The 21,122-nt window shown below is 63.4% G+C and carries 19 protein-coding genes, 1 other RNA gene and 2 pseudogenes; 11 read left to right on the top strand and 11 right to left on the bottom strand.

From position 1 onward, the window contains the following. The first annotated feature begins 36 nt into the window (after positions 1-36). The 5 genes from JF66_RS02040 to rnpB all read left to right on the top strand — a co-directional run bounded on the left by JF66_RS02040 (position 37) and on the right by rnpB (position 3,319). Positions 37-750 (top strand): GAF and ANTAR domain-containing protein, encoded by a 714-nt coding sequence (locus tag JF66_RS02040; protein WP_035874432.1) that lies wholly within the window; start codon positions 37-39, stop codon positions 748-750. 133 nt (positions 751-883) lie between these two features. Next, positions 884-1,219: a hypothetical protein gene (locus JF66_RS02035; protein WP_035874428.1), complete on the top strand. Its 336-nt coding sequence runs from the start codon at positions 884-886 to the stop codon at positions 1,217-1,219. Positions 1,220-1,275: 56 nt separating this feature from the next. After that, positions 1,276-2,100: a Nif3-like dinuclear metal center hexameric protein gene (locus tag JF66_RS02030; RefSeq protein ID WP_035874424.1), complete on the top strand. Its 825-nt coding sequence runs from the start codon at positions 1,276-1,278 to the stop codon at positions 2,098-2,100. A 57-nt stretch (positions 2,101-2,157) separates the two neighbouring features. Then, entirely contained in the window at positions 2,158-2,895 is a 738-nt protein-coding gene (locus JF66_RS02025; RefSeq protein WP_035874421.1) for a zinc ribbon domain-containing protein, read from the top strand. A gap of 34 nt (positions 2,896-2,929) precedes the next feature. Further along, an RNA gene (gene rnpB, locus JF66_RS21535) (RNase P RNA component class A) lies at positions 2,930-3,319 on the top strand. A 1-nt stretch (position 3,320) separates the two neighbouring features. Here the strand turns inward: rnpB and JF66_RS02020 are convergent. The 4 genes from JF66_RS02020 to map form a co-directional block, all read right to left on the bottom strand. Further along, positions 3,321-4,712 carry a reverse transcriptase family protein gene (locus JF66_RS02020; RefSeq protein WP_156109619.1) on the bottom strand — a complete coding sequence of 464 codons (1,392 nt, stop codon included), beginning with the start codon at positions 4,710-4,712 and terminating at the stop codon, positions 3,321-3,323. Positions 4,713-4,974: 262 nt separating this feature from the next. Then, complete coding sequence (locus JF66_RS02015) at positions 4,975-6,402, bottom strand: serine hydrolase (RefSeq protein WP_051973015.1); 1,428 nt, start codon at positions 6,400-6,402, stop codon at positions 4,975-4,977. 3 nt (positions 6,403-6,405) lie between these two features. Next, complete coding sequence (ppgK, locus tag JF66_RS02010) at positions 6,406-7,164, bottom strand: polyphosphate--glucose phosphotransferase (protein ID WP_035874418.1); 759 nt, start codon at positions 7,162-7,164, stop codon at positions 6,406-6,408. 15 nt (positions 7,165-7,179) lie between these two features. After that, entirely contained in the window at positions 7,180-8,046 is an 867-nt protein-coding gene (map, locus tag JF66_RS02005) for a type I methionyl aminopeptidase (protein ID WP_035874415.1), read from the bottom strand. A gap of 12 nt (positions 8,047-8,058) precedes the next feature. Between map and JF66_RS02000 the strand changes: the two genes are divergently transcribed. Beyond that, positions 8,059-8,247: a hypothetical protein gene (locus tag JF66_RS02000; RefSeq protein WP_051973018.1), complete on the top strand. Its 189-nt coding sequence runs from the start codon at positions 8,059-8,061 to the stop codon at positions 8,245-8,247. Between the two features lie 18 nt (positions 8,248-8,265). Here JF66_RS02000 and panB read toward each other — a convergent pair whose 3' ends face one another. Continuing rightward, a complete protein-coding gene (panB, locus tag JF66_RS01995; protein WP_035874409.1) occupies positions 8,266-9,153 on the bottom strand; it encodes a 3-methyl-2-oxobutanoate hydroxymethyltransferase in 888 nt (295 codons plus the stop codon). A gap of 71 nt (positions 9,154-9,224) precedes the next feature. Here panB and JF66_RS24930 point away from each other — a divergent pair, with 71 nt between their 5' ends. From JF66_RS24930 to JF66_RS01985, 3 genes and pseudogenes are all read left to right on the top strand, one after another. Next, complete coding sequence (locus JF66_RS24930) at positions 9,225-9,521, top strand: glutamine synthetase beta-grasp domain-containing protein (protein WP_255351499.1); 297 nt, start codon at positions 9,225-9,227, stop codon at positions 9,519-9,521. Next, positions 9,496-10,562, top strand: a pseudogene (locus JF66_RS24925) (glutamine synthetase family protein). The gene JF66_RS24930 and the pseudogene JF66_RS24925 overlap by 26 nt, the downstream one beginning before the upstream one ends. A gap of 21 nt (positions 10,563-10,583) precedes the next feature. Further along, positions 10,584-13,634, top strand: a complete 3,051-nt coding sequence (locus JF66_RS01985; protein ID WP_035874406.1) for a bifunctional [glutamine synthetase] adenylyltransferase/[glutamine synthetase]-adenylyl-L-tyrosine phosphorylase — start codon at positions 10,584-10,586, stop codon at positions 13,632-13,634. Positions 13,635-13,708: 74 nt separating this feature from the next. Here JF66_RS01985 and glnA read toward each other — a convergent pair whose 3' ends face one another. Continuing rightward, complete coding sequence (gene glnA, locus JF66_RS01980; protein WP_035874403.1) at positions 13,709-15,133, bottom strand: type I glutamate--ammonia ligase; 1,425 nt, start codon at positions 15,131-15,133, stop codon at positions 13,709-13,711. A 143-nt stretch (positions 15,134-15,276) separates the two neighbouring features. On the opposite strand from glnA, the gene JF66_RS01975 reads away from it, so the two are divergent. Next, positions 15,277-15,705: an RDD family protein gene (locus tag JF66_RS01975; protein WP_035874400.1), complete on the top strand. Its 429-nt coding sequence runs from the start codon at positions 15,277-15,279 to the stop codon at positions 15,703-15,705. Positions 15,706-15,792: 87 nt separating this feature from the next. On the opposite strand, the gene JF66_RS01970 is transcribed toward JF66_RS01975, so the two are convergent. From JF66_RS01970 to JF66_RS23460, 4 genes and pseudogenes are all read right to left on the bottom strand, one after another. Then, complete coding sequence (locus JF66_RS01970; protein ID WP_035874476.1) at positions 15,793-16,500, bottom strand: DUF4191 domain-containing protein; 708 nt, start codon at positions 16,498-16,500, stop codon at positions 15,793-15,795. A gap of 47 nt (positions 16,501-16,547) precedes the next feature. Then, the gene (lipA, locus tag JF66_RS01965; protein WP_035874397.1) at positions 16,548-17,537 is read right to left on the bottom strand and encodes a lipoyl synthase; all 990 of its coding nucleotides are present in this window, start codon (positions 17,535-17,537) and stop codon (positions 16,548-16,550) included. After that, a pseudogene (gene lipB, locus JF66_RS01960) lies at positions 17,534-18,228 on the bottom strand (lipoyl(octanoyl) transferase LipB). Before lipB ends, lipA begins: the two are co-directional and overlap by 4 nt. Positions 18,229-18,636: 408 nt before the next feature. Continuing rightward, positions 18,637-18,861, bottom strand: coding sequence for a hypothetical protein (locus JF66_RS23460; RefSeq protein ID WP_197059291.1), 225 nt, complete (start codon positions 18,859-18,861; stop codon positions 18,637-18,639). Between the two features lie 3 nt (positions 18,862-18,864). On the opposite strand from JF66_RS23460, the gene JF66_RS22815 reads away from it, so the two are divergent. After that, the gene (locus tag JF66_RS22815; protein ID WP_197059290.1) at positions 18,865-20,076 is read left to right on the top strand and encodes a hypothetical protein; all 1,212 of its coding nucleotides are present in this window, start codon (positions 18,865-18,867) and stop codon (positions 20,074-20,076) included. Positions 20,077-20,102: 26 nt separating this feature from the next. On the opposite strand, the gene sucB is transcribed toward JF66_RS22815, so the two are convergent. Continuing rightward, a partial coding sequence (gene sucB / locus JF66_RS01945) for a 2-oxoglutarate dehydrogenase, E2 component, dihydrolipoamide succinyltransferase (RefSeq protein WP_035874474.1) occupies positions 20,103-21,122 on the bottom strand: 1,020 nt, incomplete at its 5' end.

The following is a 21,122-nucleotide window of genomic DNA, read 5'->3' as shown; positions in this document are numbered from 1 at the left end:
AATCTCTCGTCGCTGCTGGATTCGTAGGAGTGGATTATGGTGCCCCAGTCACGTGAAGGTCAGCTGTTAGAGACCTTTGTTACCCTCGCCGACACACTGGTTGCAGATTATGACGTCGTCGACCTGCTGTGCACGCTCGTTGATAAATGCGCGGCATTGCTCGAGGCGGCGGCGGCCGGCATCATCCTCTCGGCCGGGGACGGGGAACTCGAGGTTGTTGCGTCAACCAGCGAGCGCAGCCGTCTCGTGGAGATTCTTCAGCTCCGGGCCGGAAGCGGACCGTGCGTCGAGAGTTTCCTGACGGGTAAGGCCGTTGCGGTGCCGGACATCGACGCGGTCGACGAGAAGTGGTCTCGGTTCCGCGCGGGCGCTCTCGAGCAGGGCTTTGCCTCAATGCATGCCGTACCGCTCCGGCTACGGGCGACGACCATCGGGTCCCTCAATCTTTTCTGGGAACGCACGGGCGGCCTGAGCCAAGCGGACATCAAGACCGTTCAAGCCTTAGCGGACGTTGCCACCATCGGAATCTTGCAGGAACGTGCCATCCGCGAGAGCGACGTTGTGCGCCGACAACTTCAGCATGCCCTGAACAGCCGGGTGCTCATCGAGCAGGCGAAGGGCGTTCTCGCCTACACTCACGAGATTCACATGGGTGAAGCATTCGATCTGATCAGGGAGTATGCACGAAAACACGGCATGGCCCTCTCCGACGTTGCGGAGCAGATCGTCGGCCGTCAGCTCGTTCTCTGAGGCATTGAGTTTCCCCGATGATTTCTCACCTTTAGCAAAGAATCCCCAATCCGTCACGGGTTGCGGCGTATAATGTGAGTAGCCACCCCAGACCCCGGTAGCACGCATTTTCGTGAGCTTTCAAGGGGTAGTGATGAAGCACTTGTACTATCCAGGCGGGTTCGTCCTGACGGGGAGCGAATTGGCGGATGCTATTCTCGTTTACGCTGAGGCGTTGTGCAACCGCCGACAGGTTGATGTCGTCGACATCCCGGTCGTGGGCACCGAAGGTCAGTTGTTGCGGGCACAGTTCCTGATCGGATCCGCGAGCCAGCTCGTCAGTGTTACCGCCGAGTCGGTCATGCCCGAATTGGTGGAGCCCGAAACCCTTGACTTCCTGAATCGGAAGGCTCAGGCCGGTGCCATGATTCCCGCCGCCTGGACGCGCGAAGAATGTGCCGCGGCACAGTTCGACGAGTTCGACTACTAAGACGACACTGCGGGGTGGCACAAGCCCGGGCTCAAGGCCACCGGTAAGATGACAGTGTGTCTTTTACGCTTGCCGACGTCTCCCGTGTCGCACACGACCTGTGGCCGCTGTCGGGCGCGGAAGCCTGGGACGCGCCAGGGCTCGTGTCCGGGGCACTCGACGGGTCCGTGACTTCGATCCACCTGGCCGTGGACGCCGTCGCAGACACGGTGGATGAGGCCATCTCTGCCGGTGCCGACCTGCTTCTCGTGCACCATCCGCTGCTCCTGCGCCCGATCACATCCGTGGCAGAGGATCAGTACAAAGGCGCTCTGTTGAGTCGTTTGATTCGCGCACAGTGCGCCCTCCTGGCTGCGCACACGAATGCCGACATCGTCGCCGATGGAGTGTCTGACGTTTTTGCCTCGCGGCTCGGGCTGACGGACGTGCGGCCCCTCGTCGCCGGCGCAACGCCGGAGGTGGGTTTGGGTCGCGTTGGTCGCCTTCCTGAGCCCGTGACGCTCGGTCATCTCGCGCATCTTCTCAGTCGATTGCTGCCCGCGACGGCGTCGGGCGTGCGCGTCGCCGGGGACTATCGCGCCACGGTTCAGACGGTGTCCCTGTGCGGCGGCGCGGGGGACTCCCTGCTGCGTGAAGCGCGAGTCGTGGATTCAGACGTCTACATCACCTCCGATCTTCGCCACCACCCCGTGTCAGAAGCACGTGAGCAGGCCGGACTCTCCGCCGGTCGAACTCCCGCGCTCATCGACGTGTCTCACTGGGCGAGTGAATGGCTGTGGCTCGAGGGGGCAGCCGCCCAGCTCCGCGCGCTTCTGCCGGGGGTTGAGGTCACCGTCAGTGAGCTCAACACGGATCCCTGGGACTTCGTCGTCATGCCCTGAGCATGACCCCTATTTTTTTCAGTCCACTAATTCCACACACGCAAAAGTCAGGACATCGTGAAGGCATCTCCACACCAGCAGAAGGAGCTCCTGCGGCTCCAGGCCCTCGACATTAAGGTCGTACAGGTCACCCACCAGATGACGGCGCTGCCTCAGCATTCCGAGCTGACGCTTCTCCAGCGAGAAGCAGATTCGATCCGGGCCAAGATGACGACGGAGGGCGGGGCCCTCGACGATGTGCGCACCGAGTTGGGTCGGATTGAATCCGATGTATCCGTCGTGGAAAAACGTATTGCGCGCGACACCGAACGTGCCCAGCACACGTCGTCGATCAAGGAGGTGCAGGCCTACGAGGCTGAACTCACGGCCCTGCGTAAGCGCCTCTTCGATCTCGAAGAGATAGAAATCGCCGTTATGGAGCGGCTCGAGCAACATGAGGCATCCGTCGCGGTCGTGGTTGCGGAACGAGAAGCCCTCGCGGAGCGCGTGTCGGCTACGGAGAAGGTGCGGGACGAGTCCCTCGAGGACCTCAACCGCCAGCTCGGTGAGCTGAAACGCGACCGAGTGACGGTCGCGACGAGCATCGAGGAGGAGCTGGTCGCTCTCTACGAAAAGCGACGGGTCACCGGTCGTGGAAACGCGGCGGCCCTGCTGCGGGCGCGAACCTGCAGTGGGTGCACGATGACACTTACCGGGAATGACCTCGCCGAGGTGCGCCAGGCTGCGGCCGACGAGGTCTTGTTCTGTCCTGATTGTGGGGCGATCCTGGTTCGCACGGACGAATCCGGCATCTAGCGGTCCTTTGGGACGGTAGGCTTGATCTCCGGAATGGGTCGGCAAGACGGTCGCGTCATTCTGTGCCTGGGGAATTCGTTTCCGGGGCGCAGGATGCCGAGGAACGTCCGGGCTCCAGAGAGCAGGACGGTGGGTAACACCCACCCGGGGTAACCCGCGAGACAGTGCCACAGAAAGTAGACCGCCCTCGGCCTCGGCCGGGGGTAAGGGTGAAACGGTGGTGTAAGAGACCACCAGAGGCCAGGGCGACCTGGTCGGCTAGGTAAACCTCGTCCGGAGCAAGGTCAGACAGAAAGCGCTAAGGCTGCTCGCCGAGCTTTCGGGTAGACCGCTAGAGGGCTGCGGCAACGTAGTCCCAAGATAGATGGCCGTCCATGGCACTTCGGTGCCGGGACAGAACCCGGCGTACCAGCCGGCCCATTCCCTCACCACTCAATACGCCGGAATTCCGTGCGGAGCGTGCGTGCGCGCTCGGGATTGAGCGACTCGAGCCAGGAGAGGCGTCCCAACAGGTGCGCTCGGAAATCCGCGTGGGCGGCCGTGTTCTGGGATTCCGGCCCGTGGAGCACGCAATTGTGGATGATTGCCTTCAGACGGTCGACATCACGGCGGGACATGTTCGTGCGCGCGTTCACGACCACGCCGGTCACGGTCTGTTTTACACTCGCCCTGCGCACGCGAGTTTTGCGGGGGTTCGCCGTGTGTCCCTCGGCGATGACAATGTGTTGCACTCCACGAACGAAGGCATCCGGTCGGCGGGCAAGCTGCCCGCCGCCGCTGAAGGCCAGGTCATCGGCGTAGCGCGTGTATGTACCCCCGGCTGCTGCCGCCCAGCCCTGCAAGCGCGCGTCGAGACGGCGAATGGCGAGGTTGGCCAGCATGGGCGACGACGGTGCGCCCTGAGGCAGATGAGTGGAAGCGAGTGCCTTTCGGAGGGCAAACCGCTCGTCCGGATCGCCGCCCGGAGGCATTGCGGAGAGCACGCGAGGCGGCGCGGCCGTCGTGCACAGGCCCGTGATCGCGTACGCAACGGCCTCGGGCAGGCCCGCGCGGCGGAGCGTCCCATAGACGGCCGCTCCTGTGACGCGCGCGAAGAACGTGGTCAGGTCGAGGGAGACCACCACGTCGGAACCCGTATGACGAGACGCCCCCGTCACGGCGCTCCGGCCCGGTACGAAACCGTGCGCGGCGTCGTGGGTGGGGATCAGCCCCAGCACCTCGACCAACAGTCTTTTTTGCGCAGCACGGACGCGAGTCTCCGGAATTTCCAGCAGCCGCGGAGTGCGCCCCGGACGGAGGCGCCACTCGTAGCGATAGTGGTGGAGGGCGGCCACGGCCGAACGGCGGTTCCACTGCTTGGCATCGGCGAACCAATCGAGGTCCCCGACGGACAACTCCAGTAGTCGAGCGAGGTCGGCCGGCGTATCGATGTGGGGGACGAGCCCCGGCATCTCCCTGGCCCTGCTCTCGGCCACCTTGTGGTGCAGCACGCGTAGCGGCGCTCCTCGCGAATCCGCCAGCCTCACGGCTGCTCGAAAGCTCTCCGTCGCGCCGATGACCCTGCTGAGCTCGAGTGAGGCATCGTGCGGCGGCTGTCGGTAGGCTTCGAGCACGTCTCGAATGAGCGGGCCCAGCCAGCGCCGACGGACTCCGAGAACGGCGGTCCCCGCAGTTGAGAGTCCGCTCGGGGACCAGACATCTGCCGCTAGGAAGGCGAATGCCAGTGCAGTCGCGACACCCGCCGACGAGGGATGGGGTTCGCGGCCGAGCACCAGGGCCGCGCGGCCGGCCCCTGTCGCCCCCGGGCTGTCACTCACGGAACGAACACTGGCCTCGTGGTGCAATGGATTCCGGACGACTCGTCTCTCAGTGCAGGCGCGGGGCTGCGCGGAGCGCAGAAATGCGCCTGCGGCGGTCGTTCACAGTCGATCTTCGTGCCCCGGGGTATCCCCGGAGAGGACGGTACAACGCATGCACCATCCACCTCGCCCGAAATCCATTGCACGGGCTCACTGTACCAAGCGCCGGACCTGCTCGTGGTGGTGATCGGTCAGGTGCCTGGACGGGTCCGGTGTCGGGCTAGCGTGGCTGGACGAGATCGGTGGACACCGTAAACGTTTGCACTCGCGCCGGGTACTCGGGAGTCAGACGGATCTCCACCCGGAGGCGACCCGCATTTCCGGGAACGTGCCACAGGAGATGCGCCGGACTGTGTGACCGTTCCTCCCCGGCGACCATCGCGCGCGTTTCCGCCATGGGTGTTTCCCTCGGCGCAAGGCCGCCTATGGAGTCAATGGCCCGAGACAGGGCCGCCCGTCGGCGCTCGAAGCTCTCGTCGAGGGGGACGTTGCCGGCGAAGAGGTGACGGGCGGTTTCATCGTCCCAGGCGTGAATGAGGCCGGTCACGATCGTTGCGGCCGAGCGCGTGGCGTCAAGCACCGGGACGGGCGAGTGGTGCATGCCGGCGTCCAGTAGGTCGAAGGCGCGCGTTGTCGCGACCGACAACCGTGAGTGCGTGGCGTTGCCGAAGGCGACAATGCCGTGACCGCCAGCGGCCGACCAGCGCATGTGGGCGGAGAACCCGGGGTAGCCGCCCGAATGTGAGATGACAGGACCGTGCGGGTACTGCTCGACAAAGAGCCCGAAGCCGTACCCGGTCGGATGCTCCGGAAGGGTGGGAACAAATCTGTACTGTTGCTGCATCTCACGTCGGCTGGCCCGGGAGAGGGGCGAAATCGAGTCGTCCTCGGTCGACCCGTCGAAAGCTTCCGCCAGCCAGCCTGCCCAGCGACTGAGATCGGTGACGGTGCTGAAGAGCCCGCCGATAGGGGAAAATGTGCCGGGCGTGGAGAACGGCAGCGTCTGCCATTCGTCGTCGAGCCAGCGGGTTCCCACAGAAACGCCCCCGGCGGCGGGCACCGACGCGTCAAAACCCGTTCCGCTCAGACCTAACGGCTGGAGGAAGAGTTCCGTGATGAGATCGCGGTAGGGACGGCCCCCGGCCTGCTCGATGACGCGGCCGAGCAGCGCGAAGCCCAGGTTCGAATAAGCAAAACGAGTGCCGGGCAGTGACTCGAAGGTCACGCCGCGGCGAAGCAGATCGTCGAAGTCGGTAGTGCTCAACGACTCCTGGCGATCGGCCCACGGATCATCAGTGGGCAAACCGGCCGACATAGTCAGCAGCATGCGAACGGTCGGTACCGGGGCATCCGCGTGGGGCACACACACAGAGTCGAAAGCCGGGACGAACCGGGTCACCGGATCGTCCAATTGGAGTGCCCCCCGGTCCCGCAGCACCAACACTGCGGCCGCGGTAAAACTTTTGGTGCAGGACGCTATGCGATACGCCGTATCCCGCCCAGGACTCTGATCATTCGGGCCGGTGCCTGCCGATCCGAAGCGCACGAGTCCGCCCCGGTCGAACACGCCCCAGGCGAGGCTCGGCGCAGAACCTCGGGAGTGGTGCTCGGCGAAGACGTCATCGACGCCATCCAGCACGGCGGTCACGACCTAGTCCCGAAATTTGACCGCGAGGGCGGCGGCGCCGAGGATGCCTGCGTTGTTGCGGTGCACGGCAGGAATGATTCGTGTTTTCAGGCTCAGCAGCGGGAGGAACTCCTCGTGGTGCTTGGACACTCCGCCACCCACGATGAAGAGGTCGGGGGAGAAGAGCTGCTCAAGGGTGGCGTAGTACTTCTGCAAGCGCCCCGCCCACTTCTCCCAGCTGAGGTCTTCGCGTTCCTTCGCGGAATACGCGGCCTTCGTCTCGTAGTCTTTTCCCTCGATCTGCAGGTGACCGAGCTCGGTGTTGGGAACAAGCACGCCGTCATTCAGCAGGGCGGTTCCAATTCCCGTGCCGAGCGTTGTCAGGATGACGACACCCCGAACGTTCTTGGCGGCTCCGAACTGGGATTCAGCGTAACCTGCGGCATCCGCGTCGTTCACGAAGTGAATCGGAACCTTCAGCGCCTTCTCAAAGAGGGCTTCGGCACCGAGGCCGATCCACTTGTCGGAGACGTTGGCGGCGCTCATCGTGTGGCCGTGTTTCACCACGGCGGGGAAACACACTCCCACGGCGAGGTCTTCGGTTCCTGCCGCCACCTGACCCAGCAGCTGCTGCGCCGTCTCGATGATGTCCTGCGGACGTCCCCCCTTGGGGGTGGGCAACTTGACCCGATCCGAGAGGAGGGCTCCGGTGGAGAGATCGACAACCGCTCCTTTGATTCCGGTGCCGCCGATGTCAATGCCGATAGCCGTCGTTGCGCTCATTGTTAAAACCTACCGTTACGGGAGCGTCAGAATTTCAGCGCCGCGTTCCGTGACCACCAAGGTGTGCTCGAACTGCGCTGTCACGCTGCGATCCTTCGTCAGAACCGTCCAATCGTCGTTCCACATATCCCAATCGGCCGAGCCGCCGAGAGTGAGCATGGGTTCGATGGTGAACACCATGCCCACCTCCATCACGGTGTTGTACTGCGGTGCGTCGTAGTGGGGAATGATCAGGCCTGAGTGGAATGCGGCGCCGACACCGTGGCCGGTGTAGTCCCGGACGACGCCGTAGTTGAATCGCTTCGCATAGGACTCGATCGCGCGGCCGATCACGTTGACCTGCCGTCCTGGAGCCACGGCCTTGATTCCGCGGTTCAGCGCTTCCCGGGTGCGATCCACGAGCAGCGTGACGTCTTCGGAGGCTTCTCCGACTACGAACGTGACGTTCGTGTCGCCATGAACACCGTTCTTGAAAGCGGTGATGTCGATGTTCACGATGTCGCCGTCCTCGAGCGCCGTGTCGTCGGGGATGCCGTGGCAGATCACTTCGTTCACCGAGCTACACAGGGACTTGGGGTACCCCCGGTATCCGAGAGTCGACGGGTAGGCATCATGGGCGATGATGAACTCATGCCCGATCACGTCCAGTTCCTCGGTGGTGATGCCCGGGCGGATGGCCTGTCCCACGGCCTCAATGGCCTGGGCGGCAATCAGCCCCGACTCGCGAATCAGGGCAATCCGATCGGAGGAATACACGTCCGAGCCGCTGTAGGGCGTCGGGCCTTTCTTGCCTACGTATTCGGGGCGAACGATATGGGATGGAACGGAGCGCATCGACGACACGCGTCCTGGGATGAGGTGACCGGCTGAATCCTTAGGCATATGATCAACTCTATGGCCGAGGACAAAGAAAACCAGTTCTGGTACAACATGCGCACCGGTGCGGTCGAGAAGGGGTTCCAGTCACCCTCCGCCGATCGGGTCGGTCCGTTTGCCAGCCACGATGAAGCTACTCACGCGCTGGAGAAGCTGCGCTCAAACAGCGCCAAATGGTCTGAAGACGACGCCCGTGAGGCGCGCTGAGCCGAGCGTGACGGGCACCTACTCGTAGTTGTGCTCCGGGGCCGGATAAACGCCCGAATTGACGTCGTCCCGAAAGTTGTGCACGGCATCTGTCAGGACCTGACGAACGTTGGCGTACTGCCGAACGAAACGCGGAACACGGCCGTCCGTCATGCCAGCGAAGTCCGTCCAGACCAACAGCTGCCCATTGACAGACGGACCGGCTCCCACCCCGATCGTGGGGATGTCGAGTGCGTCGGTGACCCGCTTGGCCACTGATCCGGGCACCATCTCGAGTACCACCGCAAAGGCTCCGGCCTCCTGCACGGCCAGCGCATCATCGATCAGGTTCTGGGCGGCATCGCCTCGTCCCTGAATGATGTGACCGCCGAGTCCGTGTTCACTCTGCGGGGTGAAACCGATGTGACCCATCACAGGGATACCGGCCGAGACGATGCGCCTGATCTGCTTGTGACTTCGAACACCGCCCTCAAGTTTCACGGCGTGGGCCTGTGCTTCCTTCATAAAGCGGACGGCGGTCGAGAGCGCTTGGTCCGCGCCGCTCTCATACGATCCGAAGGGCATGTCTGCCACGACCAGCGCCCGCGTCACCGCACGGGCGACTGCGCGCGTCAGGGGAATGAGCTCGTCGACGGTGACCGGCAAGGTGGTCTCGTAACCAAAGACGTTGTTTCCGGCCGAATCGCCCACGAGCAGGAAGTCGATTCCGGCCTGATCGAAGATCTGCGCGGTGAGCATGTCGTAGCTCGTGAGACCCGTGATCGGGATTCCCTGCTTTTTCGCATTGTGGAAGTGTCGAGTTCGAACCCGTTTGGGGCCGTCGGGGGCGTGACCGTAGGGGTGCTGCTCAGGCGCTGGCTCTGGAGAGTCTGGCGCAGTGGGGACTGGCGCGGTCGATTCTGACATGCCACAAGTGTAGTCAAACCGGCATTACGCACGCCAAGACAGTACCCTAGACATGAACCAGAAGGGGCTGAATGGACAAGCAGCGCGATTTCGTTCTTCGTACCATCGAGGAGCGAGGAATCAAGTTCGTTCGACTGTGGTTCACCGATGTGGTGGGCACGCTCAAGTCCGTCGCGATCGCGCCGGCTGAGGTCGAAGGTGCGTTCAATGAAGGCCTCGGCTTTGACGGCTCCGCGATCGAAGGATTGACGCGGTCCTTTGAGGCCGACGTCTTGGCACCACCCGGACCCCACAACCTTCCAGATTCTGCCCTGGCGTGGCGAAGTCGATCCGACCGCACGCATGTTCTGCGACATCACCACCCCTGATGGGCAGCCCGCCGTCGCCGACCCCCGCAATGTGCTCAAGCGCACCCTGGCGAAGGCGGCTGAACGAGGCTTCACGTTCTACACACACCCCGAAATAGAGTTCTACCTGCTCAAGTCCTCGAAGTTCGGCAAGAACGGCCCCGTACCCGTTGACTCGGCCGGATACTTCGACAACGTACCCGGAGGCACGGCGCATGACTTCCGGCGCCGCTCGGTTCGTATGCTTGAAGACCTCGGAATCTCCGTGGAGTTCAGCCACCACGAAGCAGGCCCTGGCCAGAACGAGATCGACCTTCGCTATGCTGACGCCCTGACGACCGCCGACAACATCATGACCTTCCGCACGGTAGTCAAAGAGGTGGCGATTGAGCAGGGCGTTTATGCGACGTTTATGCCCAAGCCCATGTCCGAGCACCCTGGATCGGGCATGCACACGCATATGTCCTTGTTCGAGGGCGACGTCAATGCCTTTTTCGAGGCCGGGGCGCAGTATCAGCTCTCCAAGATCGGTCGGCACTTCATCGCCGGTCTTCTGAAGCATGCCCCAGAAATAACAGCCGTCACGAACCAGTTCGTAAACTCGTACAAGCGGCTCTGGGGCGGCGATGAGGCCCCAAGCTTCGTGTGCTGGGGCCACAATAACCGTTCAGCCTGGTGCGCGTGCCGCTCTACAAGCCCAACAAGGGCCAGAGCGCTCGTGTCGAATACCGAGCGATCGATTCTGCCGCGAATCCGTACCTCGCCTATTCCCTCATGCTCGCGGCCGGGCTGAAGGGTATCGAGGAGGAGTACGAGCTGCCCGCCGAGGCAGAAGACAACGTCTGGAGTCTCAGCGACACGGAACGTCGTGCACTGGGTTACACGCAGCTTCCCGCCAGCCTCGATCATGCCATTCAGTACATGGAGGACTCCGAGCTGGTGGCCGAGACGCTGGGGGAGCAGGTCTTCAACTTCGTGCTGCTCAACAAGAGAAAAGAGTGGCGGGACTATCGGTCCCAGGTCACGCCCTTCGAGCTTCGCAAGAATCTGGAAATGTTGTAGAAGAAAGCCGGGAGACGGGCCATGGCGCGCGAACCTCTGACTCTGACCGAGCTGGCCAGAGTGGGCTTTGTTGATCTCGGTGAGGTGCGCCTGCGCCTTGCCGAGGTCAGTGAGTTGAACGGACCCGATACGGCCGATCTGCTGCCACTCCTGGCCAAGGCTGCTAATCCCGATGCTGCCCTGGGAGCGCTCGTCGAGATGCTTCGCCAGAACTCGGCGCAGATTCGCCCATTCCTCACGAGCCTGGACGCGGCACTGCGCCTGGTGCGAGTTGTGGGGGCGTCGAGCGGACTCGCCGATTTCTTCCTCCGGCATCCCGAGGAACTCGACGTGCTCGAACGTCCCACACTCGTGTTGCCGACGGTCGAGGAGCTCACGGAAGACCTCCTCGACTCCGTCGGTGCGCGCGACGGGTTCTCGAACCTCGTCGATGATGACGCATGGGTCGCGTTGCGTGTGCGATATCGTCGCCGGCTGGCGGCCGTCGCCGCCTTCGACCTGGAGCAGGCCGACCCCTTGGCGGGTGTCGGCGCCATCGCAGGCACGTTGGCCGACATGGCCACCGCAGCGCTTGAGGCAGCCCTGGCGGTGGCGCGCAGCATGACGAGCGGCGAGGTTGCCGCACGCGGAGTATTCCCTCGCGACCAGGTACGGGCGACTCGTCTCGCCGTGATCGGCATGGGAAAGGCCGGGGCCAGCGAACTCAACTACGTCAGCGATGTCGATGTGATCTTCGTCGCCGACGGCGCCCCCGACGTAGAACTGGATTCGACCCGAGCGGTCGAAATCGGTATCAGGCTGGCTGTCCTGATGATGCGCGGCATGAATGAGGCGTCGGTGGAACCCGAACTCTGGGAGGTCGACCCGAACCTCCGGCCGGAAGGAAAGAGCGGCGCCCTGGTGCGCTCGATCGAATCTCACGTCGCCTACTACGATCGGTGGGCCAAGAGCTGGGAATTCCAGGCGCTTCTCAAGGCCCGGACGATCGCCGGCGATAGGGAACTCGGTGCGCGATACGTCGAGGCGGTCGCTCCGAAGGTCTGGAGCAGTGCGAGCCGCGAGAATTTCGTCGAATCCGTGCAGCGGATGAGAGAGAGGGTGACCCACAACATTCCGGACGATGAGGTGGACTTCCAGCTCAAGCTCGGGCCCGGCGGTCTGAGAGATATTGAATTCACTGTTCAGCTCTTGCAACTTGTACACGGTCAGTCCGACCCCGATGTACGACAGAGCGGAACACTTCCGGCTCTGACAGCGCTTGCGCAGGGCGGTTACGTCGGTCGCGCAGAGGCGGCCGAGTTCGCACAGGACTACCGAATGCTGCGGCTGATGGAGCATCGCCTGCAGCTTGAGAAATTGCGCAGGACCCATCTCGTCCCCCAAGACGAAGCAAGCCTCCGAGTACTCGCCAGGGCCACGGGGCTCGCCACCAGCGCGGCTGGTCTGTCGTCTCTGTGGGCGGAGACCAAGCAGCGCGTGCGCGGATTGCATGAGCGGCTGTTCTATCGCCCCCTCCTCAGCGCCGTCGCAGCATTGCCCGCGGACGGCCTGAACCTGACGAGCGCGCAAGCGGAGGCACGCCTCGCCGCTATCGGCTTCATCAACACTCCGGGTGCGTTGGGTCACATCGCCGCGCTGTCCGGGGGAGTGTCCCGACGCGCCACGATTCAGCGGCATCTGCTTCCGGTGATGCTGCAGTGGTTTTCACAGGGCGCCGATCCTGACTACGGGCTCCTGGCCTTTCGCCGGCTGAGCGACAACCTCGGCTCGACCTACTGGTTCCTCCGGATGCTGCGCGATTCCTCGGGTGCTGCCGAGCGTCTCACGCGGGTGCTGTCCGGATCGCGGTATGTCGGCGAGTTGTTGGAGAAGATCCCCGAGGCTGTCGCCTGGCTGGAAAATGAGGAGGATCTGCGTCCGCGACCACTGTCGGCGCTGCTGGATGAGACCAGGGCAGTGCTGGCCCGGCACGAGAGCGCGGATGCTGCCGCCTCGATCCTGCGTACGGCGCGTCGCCGCGAGATGCTGAGGCTCGCCTTCGCCTCGATTCTGGGTCGGATCTCCATTGACGAACTGGCCACCGGTCTCACCGACGTGACGTCCAATTTCATCCGCGGCGTGATTGCCGCCATCCGCGGACGTGAGCTCAATGAACCGGGCGTGTCGAGGCCGCTAGGGCCGCAGACTCCGGATGGCATCGAGTTCGCCGTGATCGCCATGGGCAGGTTCGGCGGCTCAGAACTGGGTTTCGGTTCTGATGCCGATGTCATGTATGTCTTCCGAAGCGGTTCCCTCGAAGGGGTCGCCGCCCACGAGCGTGCAAGCTTCATTGTTCGGGAGCTGAATCGCCTCACAGACGATGACCGACTCCCGCTGGACCTGGACATCGGGTTGCGTCCTGAGGGAAGCAACGGAGCCATTGTGCGGTCTCTGGACTCGTACGCCGCATACTACGCGCGCTGGTCCCTCACCTGGGAAGCACAGGCACTGTTGCGTGGCCGCGGCGTCGCGGGTGACGTGGTGCTCCAGCGAGACTTTGAGCGTCTCGCGGACGAGGTGCGTTACCCGACGGCTATTGCCGAGAGCGCGGTGCGGGAAGTCAAACGCATCAAGGCTCGAGTCGAAAAGGAACGACTTCCGCAGGGTGCGGACCCGAATCGGCACCTCAAGCTTGGGCGCGGGTCGCTGAGCGATGTCGAATGGTTCGTGCAGCTCATGCAGTTACAGCACGCCGCGGCGACGCCGACGCTCCGCACCACCTCGACCCTGACGGCGCTCACTGCAGCCGCGGACGCGCGGCTGGTGAGTGCAGAGGACGCCGAGACGCTGCGAGCGGCCTGGCTCTTCGCATCGCGGGCGCGCTCGGCGATCACCCTGTGGACCAACAAGACGTCGGACGTGCTTCCCGTCGACCGAGCACAACTTGAGGGTATTGCCCGCGTTCTCGAATACCCGCCGGGTTCCGCAACCCAGCTTCAGGACGACTATCTGTCGGTGACACGGCGCGCCCGCGCCGTGTTTGAACGCCTCTTCTATGGGCCCGTCGAGCGGCCGGGTCCGAACGTCGGCTGACTTCTGATCCCGGCATCGACGGCACACAGGGACCGCACCCGAAGGTGCGGTCCCTGCACTGTTACCGGTGCCGGTTAGACGCCGTAGTAGAGCTCAAACTCGAACGGGTGCGGGCGCTGCGCGAGGGGCTTGATCTCGTTCTCGCGCTTGTACTCGATCCAGGTCTCGATGAGCTCGGGGGTGAACACGTTGCCCGCGAGCAGGAAGTCGTGGTCGCCTTCCAGAGCCTGGAGGGCTTCCTCGAGGGATGCGGGAACCTGCGGGATGTTCTTGGCTTCCTCGGGAGGCAGCTCGTACAGGTCCTTGTCGACGGGCTCGTGCGGCTCGATACGGTTCTTGATGCCGTCAAGGCCGGCCATCAGCTGGGCGGCGAAGGCCAGGTAGGGGTTTCCGGATGCATCGGGGGCGCGGAATTCGAGGCGTTTGGCCTTCGGGTTGGTTCCGGTGATCGGGATGCGAATGGATGCAGAGCGGTTACCGGCCGAATAGACCAGGTTGACCGGTGCTTCGAAGCCGGGGACCAGACGGTGGTACGAGTTGACCGTGGGGTTCGTGAACGCAAGCACGGCGGGAGCGTGCTTGAGCAGGCCTCCGATGTACCAGCGGGCAACATCCGAGAGCCCGCCATAGCCGGCCTCGTCGTAGAACAGGGGCTTGCCATCGGCCCAGAGTGACTGGTGTGTGTGCATTCCGGAGCCGTTGTCACCGAACAATGGCTTGGGCATGAACGTGGCGGTCTTGCCCCAGTCGTGCGCCGTGTTCTTGACGATGTACTTGAACTTGAGAAGGTCGTCCGCGGCGTGAACCATCGTATCGAACTTGTAATTGATCTCGCCCTGTCCTCCGGTTCCCACTTCGTGGTGGCTGCGCTCGAGGATGAGGCCGGCGTCGATGAGCTTCAAGCAGATGTCGTCACGCATGTCGACGTGCTGGTCAACAGGGCTGACCGGGAAGTAGCCGCCCTTAAACGGCGTCTTGTTGGCGAGGTTTCCGCCTTCTTCCTTCTTGCCGGAATTCCATGCGCCCTCGCTCGAGTCGACACTGTAAAAGCTCGTGTGCTGGTTCACCTCGTAGCGAACGTCATCGAAGATGTAGAACTCCGCTTCGGAGCCGAAGAAGGCCGTGTCACCGATACCGGTGGAGGCGAGGTACTTCTCGGCCTTCTTCGCTACCTGGCGAGGGTCCTTGGAGTAGATCTCGCCGTTGCGCGGGTTGTAGATGTCGAACAGCATGATGAGCGTGCGCTCTGCTCGGAAGGCGTCGATATAGGCGGTGGACACATCGGGGATGAGCTGCATGTCTGATTCGTGGATCGACGCGAAACCGCGGATCGACGAACCATCAAACATCTGGCCGACAGTGAAGAATTCCTCATCAACGGTTGAAGCCGGGATGTTGAAGTGCTGCTGCACACCGGGCAGATCGGTGAAGCGGATGTCAAGGAACTTGACGTCCGTATCTTTAATGAACTTGAGCACTTCTGACGAATCGCGGAACATGCGGGTTTACTCCAAACGACGTGGGCGTGGATCTCGCAGTGTTGCACACTGCGGCTCCCTTGAGATTAGTGTGACGGCATTACCCGTCCGTGACGCTTATGTTTCACACATGTTACAGGCGGGTCGCTCGATAGACTCATTCAGTGCCCGATTCCGCCCCCACCCCCAGCCCGACCGGACCACCAGCGCCGAGCGACTGGCCAGGCGAACGCCTGGGCCTGCCGCGTTACGGAGTCGGTTCGGTGGCCCGCCCTGGGCGACGAATCGCGGGGGTGGCGATCGACTGGGCACTCGCCGTGCTGGTGTCCATCATCTTCTTCCAATACGACGCGCTGGCGACCTCGGTAATTTTCGTGCTCCTGCAACTCGTCTTCATCCCCACGATCGGCGGGAGCATCGGGCACAGGCTCGTTGGCCTGAGGGTCGTCCCGCTCACTGGCGGATGGATCGGTCCTTGGCGTGGGATTGTGCGTTCGGTGCTTCTCGGCATCGTGCTGCCGGCCCTGGTCTGGGATTCCGACCAGCGAGGTTTTCATGACAAGGTCGCCGGTACGGTACTGATCCGGGCCTAAGCGGTTCTGACAACCGCCCGGATACACGAATCGGGCACCTGCCCAGCAGGTGCCCGATTCGTGTCTGCGGCCGCGCCGCGCTGTCGTTTAGCCGCGCTGCGGGCGAGCCTTCATGGGGTCCACGCCCTTGGGGATAGGCAGCTTGGTCGTCATGGACGACAATCGGTTATTGACCGCCAGCACTTCGGCCTTGGTCAAGGTGGGCTTGATGCGCGTGAGGCGTCGAGCAAGCTTGTGCAGTGGTACCGCGTCGGCGTCAGGTCCAACGGAAATGACCGTGACCGTGACGTTTCCCCCGACCTTGGCGACTCTGCGTCGTTCGTCATCGAGCATCCGTGTCGTGCGGGTCTTGGGACCCTCGCTGATGAGCACAACGCCGCCCCGCCCAACGGCGCGATAAACAGCGTCCTGCGTCTTTCCGTTGACTGCTACGGGCATCTCGCTCCCGACCCAGCCACGCTTCAGAGAACTGCGCAGAACCGCTCCGACGGCCCCGGGCTGACCTTCAATCTGGGAGTAGGCGGCCTTTTCTGCCCTCCGCCCCAGAATGATCAACATGACGAGGATGCCCGCCAGAACTCCGGCGACCGCCCACAGAATAATCGTGAGGACGCTGCCCGACGACAGGAGCAGCGCCAGCGCCACACTGATGAGCACCGGGAGGAGAAATCCCAGAATCAGCATCCAGACAATGTTGGAGTCGTAACGCCGCGTCATCTGGAAGACCTGCCACATTTGTTTCATGCGGCCGGGCTTCTTCGGGGCTTTGGGGGACTTATTCTTACTGCGTGCCATGAACATAAGACTACCCAGTCGGCCCAATGCTTCGTGACCGATTTCGGTTACGAAACTGCCTGAGCGAAACCCAACGAGGAGTCCGCCAGGCTGCGCAGCGCTTCGGGCACGTCGCGGCCCGTGGCCTGCATCGACTGGGCCCACAGTCGACCGGCACGGTAGGACGATCGGACGAGCGGGCCCGAGAGTACTCCGATGAAACCAATGGCCTCGGCCTCTTCCTTCAGCTCGATGAATTCCTCCGGCCGAACCCATCGGGCGACCGGAAGATGCCGAGCGCTCGGGCGCAGGTACTGGGTGATTGTGATGATGTCGGTACCGGCATCGTGAAGATCCTGAAGCGCCTGACTGACCTCGGCTCGTTCCTCGCCCATGCCCAGAATCAGGTTGGACTTGGTGATCATGCCGGCAGCCCGCCCCTGTGTGAGCACGTCAAGGGACCGGTCGTAGCGGAAGGCGGGGCGAATGCGCTTGAAAATGCGCGGCACCGTCTCCACGTTGTGGGCAAAGACTTCCGGCTTGGCATCGAAAACCTGGCCAAGGTGGTCGGGATTGCCCGAGAAGTCCGGCACCAGGATTTCGACACCCGTTCCCGGGCTCTGCTGGTGAATCTGCCGAATCGTTTCGGCATACAGCCACGCACCCTCGTCCGGCAGGTCATCCCGTGCCACACCCGTTACGGTGGCGTAGCGGAGGTTCATTGAAACGACCGATTCCCCCACGCGTCTGGGTTCATCGGTGTCGTAGTCCGCTGGCTTCCCGGTGTCGATCTGGCAGAAGTCACAGCGGCGCGTGCATTGAGAACCACCGATCAGGAAAGTCGCCTCGCGGTCTTCCCAGCACTCAAAGATGTTCGGGCAACCGGCCTCCTGGCAGACCGTGTGCAGGCCTTCGCTCTTGACGAGAGTCTGGAGCTTTCGATATTCCGGGCCCATTTTGGCAACGGTTTTGATCCATTCGGGCTTGCGCTCGATCGGTGTTTCGGCGTTGCGAATCTCGAGCCGCAGCAGCTTGCGGCCTTCGGGAACGGCACTCATGCGGACACCTTCACTGTGTTGGCGAGGGCTGTCGGGGAAACGACAGCGTTGGGAAGCCCGGAGGATTGCAGGCCGGATCGAAGAAAATGTGACGTGACGGACGCGATGACGTCGGACGGATCGACAGACCGACCCAGCACTCGGGAGATTGTCGTCACCCCAGCGTCCCGAATGCCGCAGGCGATGATATGGGTGTACGGCTCCAGAGAGTTGCTGCAGTTGAGGGCGAACCCGTGCATCGTTACACCGCTGGCGACACGGATGCCGATGGCGGCGATCTTCTCTTCACTTCCGGCGACTCCGACCCAGACTCCGGATCGACCCTCAACGCGTCCGCCGACGATGTCGAAGTCGGACAGAACGCCGATCAAGATTTCCTCCAGTTGGCGCACGTASCGACCACGTCAACCGGCTCGGCGAGACGGAGGATTGGGTAGCCGACAAGCTGCCCTGGACCGTGCCAGGTGATCTTGCCGCCGCGATCGACGTCGATCACCGGGGTGTCATCCAGCGGGCGTTCCTCGGGCAGGGTGCGTTTGCCCGCCGTATACACGGCGGGGTGCTCAAGGAGCAGAACGGTGTCCGCTTTCTCTCCTGAGACGACGGATTGGTGGACTGCGCGTTGGAGCTCAAGGCCCTCAACATACGGCACGGAGTTGGCGCTTAGCCCCGCGACGACAAAGTCGAGCATGCGTGAAGTCTACGCGCTGCCACCGGGTGGTTTTGCCGCGAGGCTCTCCTCTACCGGCAGCCGGTGTGGACGGCATTCCACAGATCCCCGGCGAGCAGTGAACGGGCTGGTCGACGTGGGCCACTGTGAGTAGCGCCGCCAACGAGGGATAGGGAAACCATGAGAAGAGGCCAGTCACCAGATGTAGTGGGGCCCGTATCCACGCCACCTCAGGGGTTCAACCCGAGCATGCATGCCTCGTGGGCCGCACGACGGGATTCGCCACGCGACGATGTCCGGATCGCGGGATACCGTGTCGTGCGACGGCTCTCGTCCGGTTCCCGGGCAGATGTCTATCTGGGGCATTCGCCCACTGCCGGTGCGGCACCTGTTGCGCTCAAGGTCTTCCGCCCTGAGACGGACGCTGAGTCAATTGAGCGCGAGATCCATACTTTGGGAATCGGGCCGGCCGGGCGATTCGCCCATCTGATTGATGTGGCGACGCTGTCCGATGGTCGTGTCTGTCTCGTGCTCGAACGCCTCGATCCTCGATCGCTTGCACGCTTCCTTCAGGATCGAGCGTGTATTGCGCCGGGAGAGGCCGTCACGATCCTTGCGCCCGTCGTAGCGACCCTTGCTGACCTGCACGCGCATGATTTGGCACATGCGTCTCTGGGTCCGGCGACCGTTCTCCTGCACTCCTCGGGTCGCCCCGTCGTCGCGGGCCTCGGATCGCTGCGCGACCTCCCGGCCCTGGCGACGGCCAGAATGAGTCTGCTTCGCGAGGACTATGGCCGCCTGGCGGTCCTCGTCCATGATGTCCTCGACTGCCTGGAGACATCCGCTGCCGGGTCGGGGGCGAAACGGCTCGTCGCTGATTTCACCTTGGCGGCCCGGTCGGCTCCCTTTCGGCCCTGTCTCGGTGAACTCGAAAGAGCCCTGTTCCAATGGCATCGTGCCGAACCGGTCAGGCTCTATTCTGCAGAGGAGACCGTGGTGGAAGCGGACAGGCCGGGGGAGTCGGTCGTTCGACCCGCTCGGACAGCGCCGTTCTCGGCCACCCAGTCGGGTCGGCATAGCCTGTTGACGCCGGAACCGGTTCTGCATTCGGACCCAGCCACGGATGAGTCCTGGGACTGGAACCTCCAGCCTCACCCCGAGCAGGGTGAACTGCAGTCTGACGCCTCGACATTCAGCCGGCCAGAACGAATGACGACCGGTCCAGTCCGGCGTGGACAGGCGGCGAGTAGTCGGCTGAACCTGTGGGTGGTGGCGCTGCTGGAGGAACATCGCCTTCCCGCCCTTCGCCGACAACTGGTGAAGGGGTTACAGACTCGCCGACGTCCCCTTCTGATCATGGGGCTTGTCGCGAGCTCGACGCTGGTCCTGGCGCTGACCTTTCTGCCGACCGGTGGTGACGCACGCCGTGGCGAGGGAGCAGACGCTGCCCCCGCTGACGGCGGCAGCGAAATAACCAGCTCCGCCGCCACAGAGGCGCCCCTTACAGAGTTCTCCGACGCCGCGACAGCCGTCACGGGTGATGACCCGGTGCGGGCCGTCACGGAGTTGCTCATCCAGCGGTCCGTGTGCCTCGATTCTGCGTCCGTGATGTGTCTCGACAGCGTCGATCAGGCCGGGTCGCCAGCCATGGCAACGGATCGTGCCCTGTTGATGCACATCAAACAGGGGGAACAAACGGAGTCCGCGGAGACGCGTGGATGGGGAGACGCCGCCCTCGTGGAGCGAACGGGAAACATGGCCTTGCTCTCCGTGCTTCCGGCCGAACCGACCGGCGACAGCAAACCGGCCTCGGTCCTTGTGGTCAAGGGCGAGGCCGGCTGGCGGTTGAGGGAGATTTTCACCCTGTGAACAGGGGAACATTTAGCTCATGTAACTCAGATTCCGAGATTGCCTTCGAAAGCGCCGGCTTCAAGGCGAGCCTTCATCGTGGTGAGGAAGAGCGCCGCGTTGGCACCGTCGATGATCCTGTGGTCGTACGAGAGCGCCAAGTACACGCTTGACCGGATGGCGATCGAGTCGAGGCCATCGTTGGTGACAACGAGAGGCTTCTTGTAGACGATTCCGGTTCCGAGAATGGCACTCTGCGGCAGGAACACCACGGGGGTGTCGAAGAGCGCACCACGCGAACCCGTATTGGTCAGCGTGAACGTTCCTCCGGACAGCTCGTCAGGCTTGAGCTTGTTGTCGCGCGTGCGTGCCGCGAGGTCAGCGATCTGATCGGCGAACCCGGCGAGGTCGAGGTCCCCGGCGTTGCGAACGACCGGGGTGAGCAAACCACGCTCGGTGTCAACCGCGATGCTCATGTTCTCCTGGGCGGGGTAGACGATCGTGTCGCCCTCGATCGTCGCGTTGACGATCGGGACGGCCTGAAGCGCCTCTGCCGCAGCCAGTGCGAAGAACGGGAGGAACGAGAGCTTGTTGCCGGTTTTGGCCTGGAAAGCAACCTTCACGCGGTCTCGCAGCATGGCCACGCGAGTGACGTCCACCTCGATAACGGTCGTGAGCTGAGCTGACGACTGCATTGAGATGACCGCGCGCTCGGCGATGACCTTGCGCAGCCGGGACATCGGCTGAGTGGTCCCGCGCAGGGTCGAGACCACGACGGCCGGGGAAGCGGCCGACGCCGGGGCGACCGCAGAAGCCGCTTCGATGTCCTGTTTGCGGATACGGCCGCCAACGCCCGTTCCACTGATCGTGGAAAGGTCGACTCCGGCCTCGTTGGCCAGCTTGCGAACGATCGGGGTCACATAGCCGCTTGTTCCGGCGTGCGATCCACGCGCGGCCGGTACTGCTGCTGCGGGTGCAGCAACCGGTGCGGGTGCAGCAACCGGCGCCGGTGCGGCGACGGGCGCAGCAACCGGTGCCGGTGCGGCGACGGGCGCAGCAACCGGTGC

The organism is Cryobacterium sp. MLB-32 (assembly GCF_000738085.1).
Classification (GTDB): Bacteria; Actinomycetota; Actinomycetes; order Actinomycetales; family Microbacteriaceae; genus Cryobacterium.
This window is presented reverse-complemented; position numbering and strand designations above follow the sequence as displayed.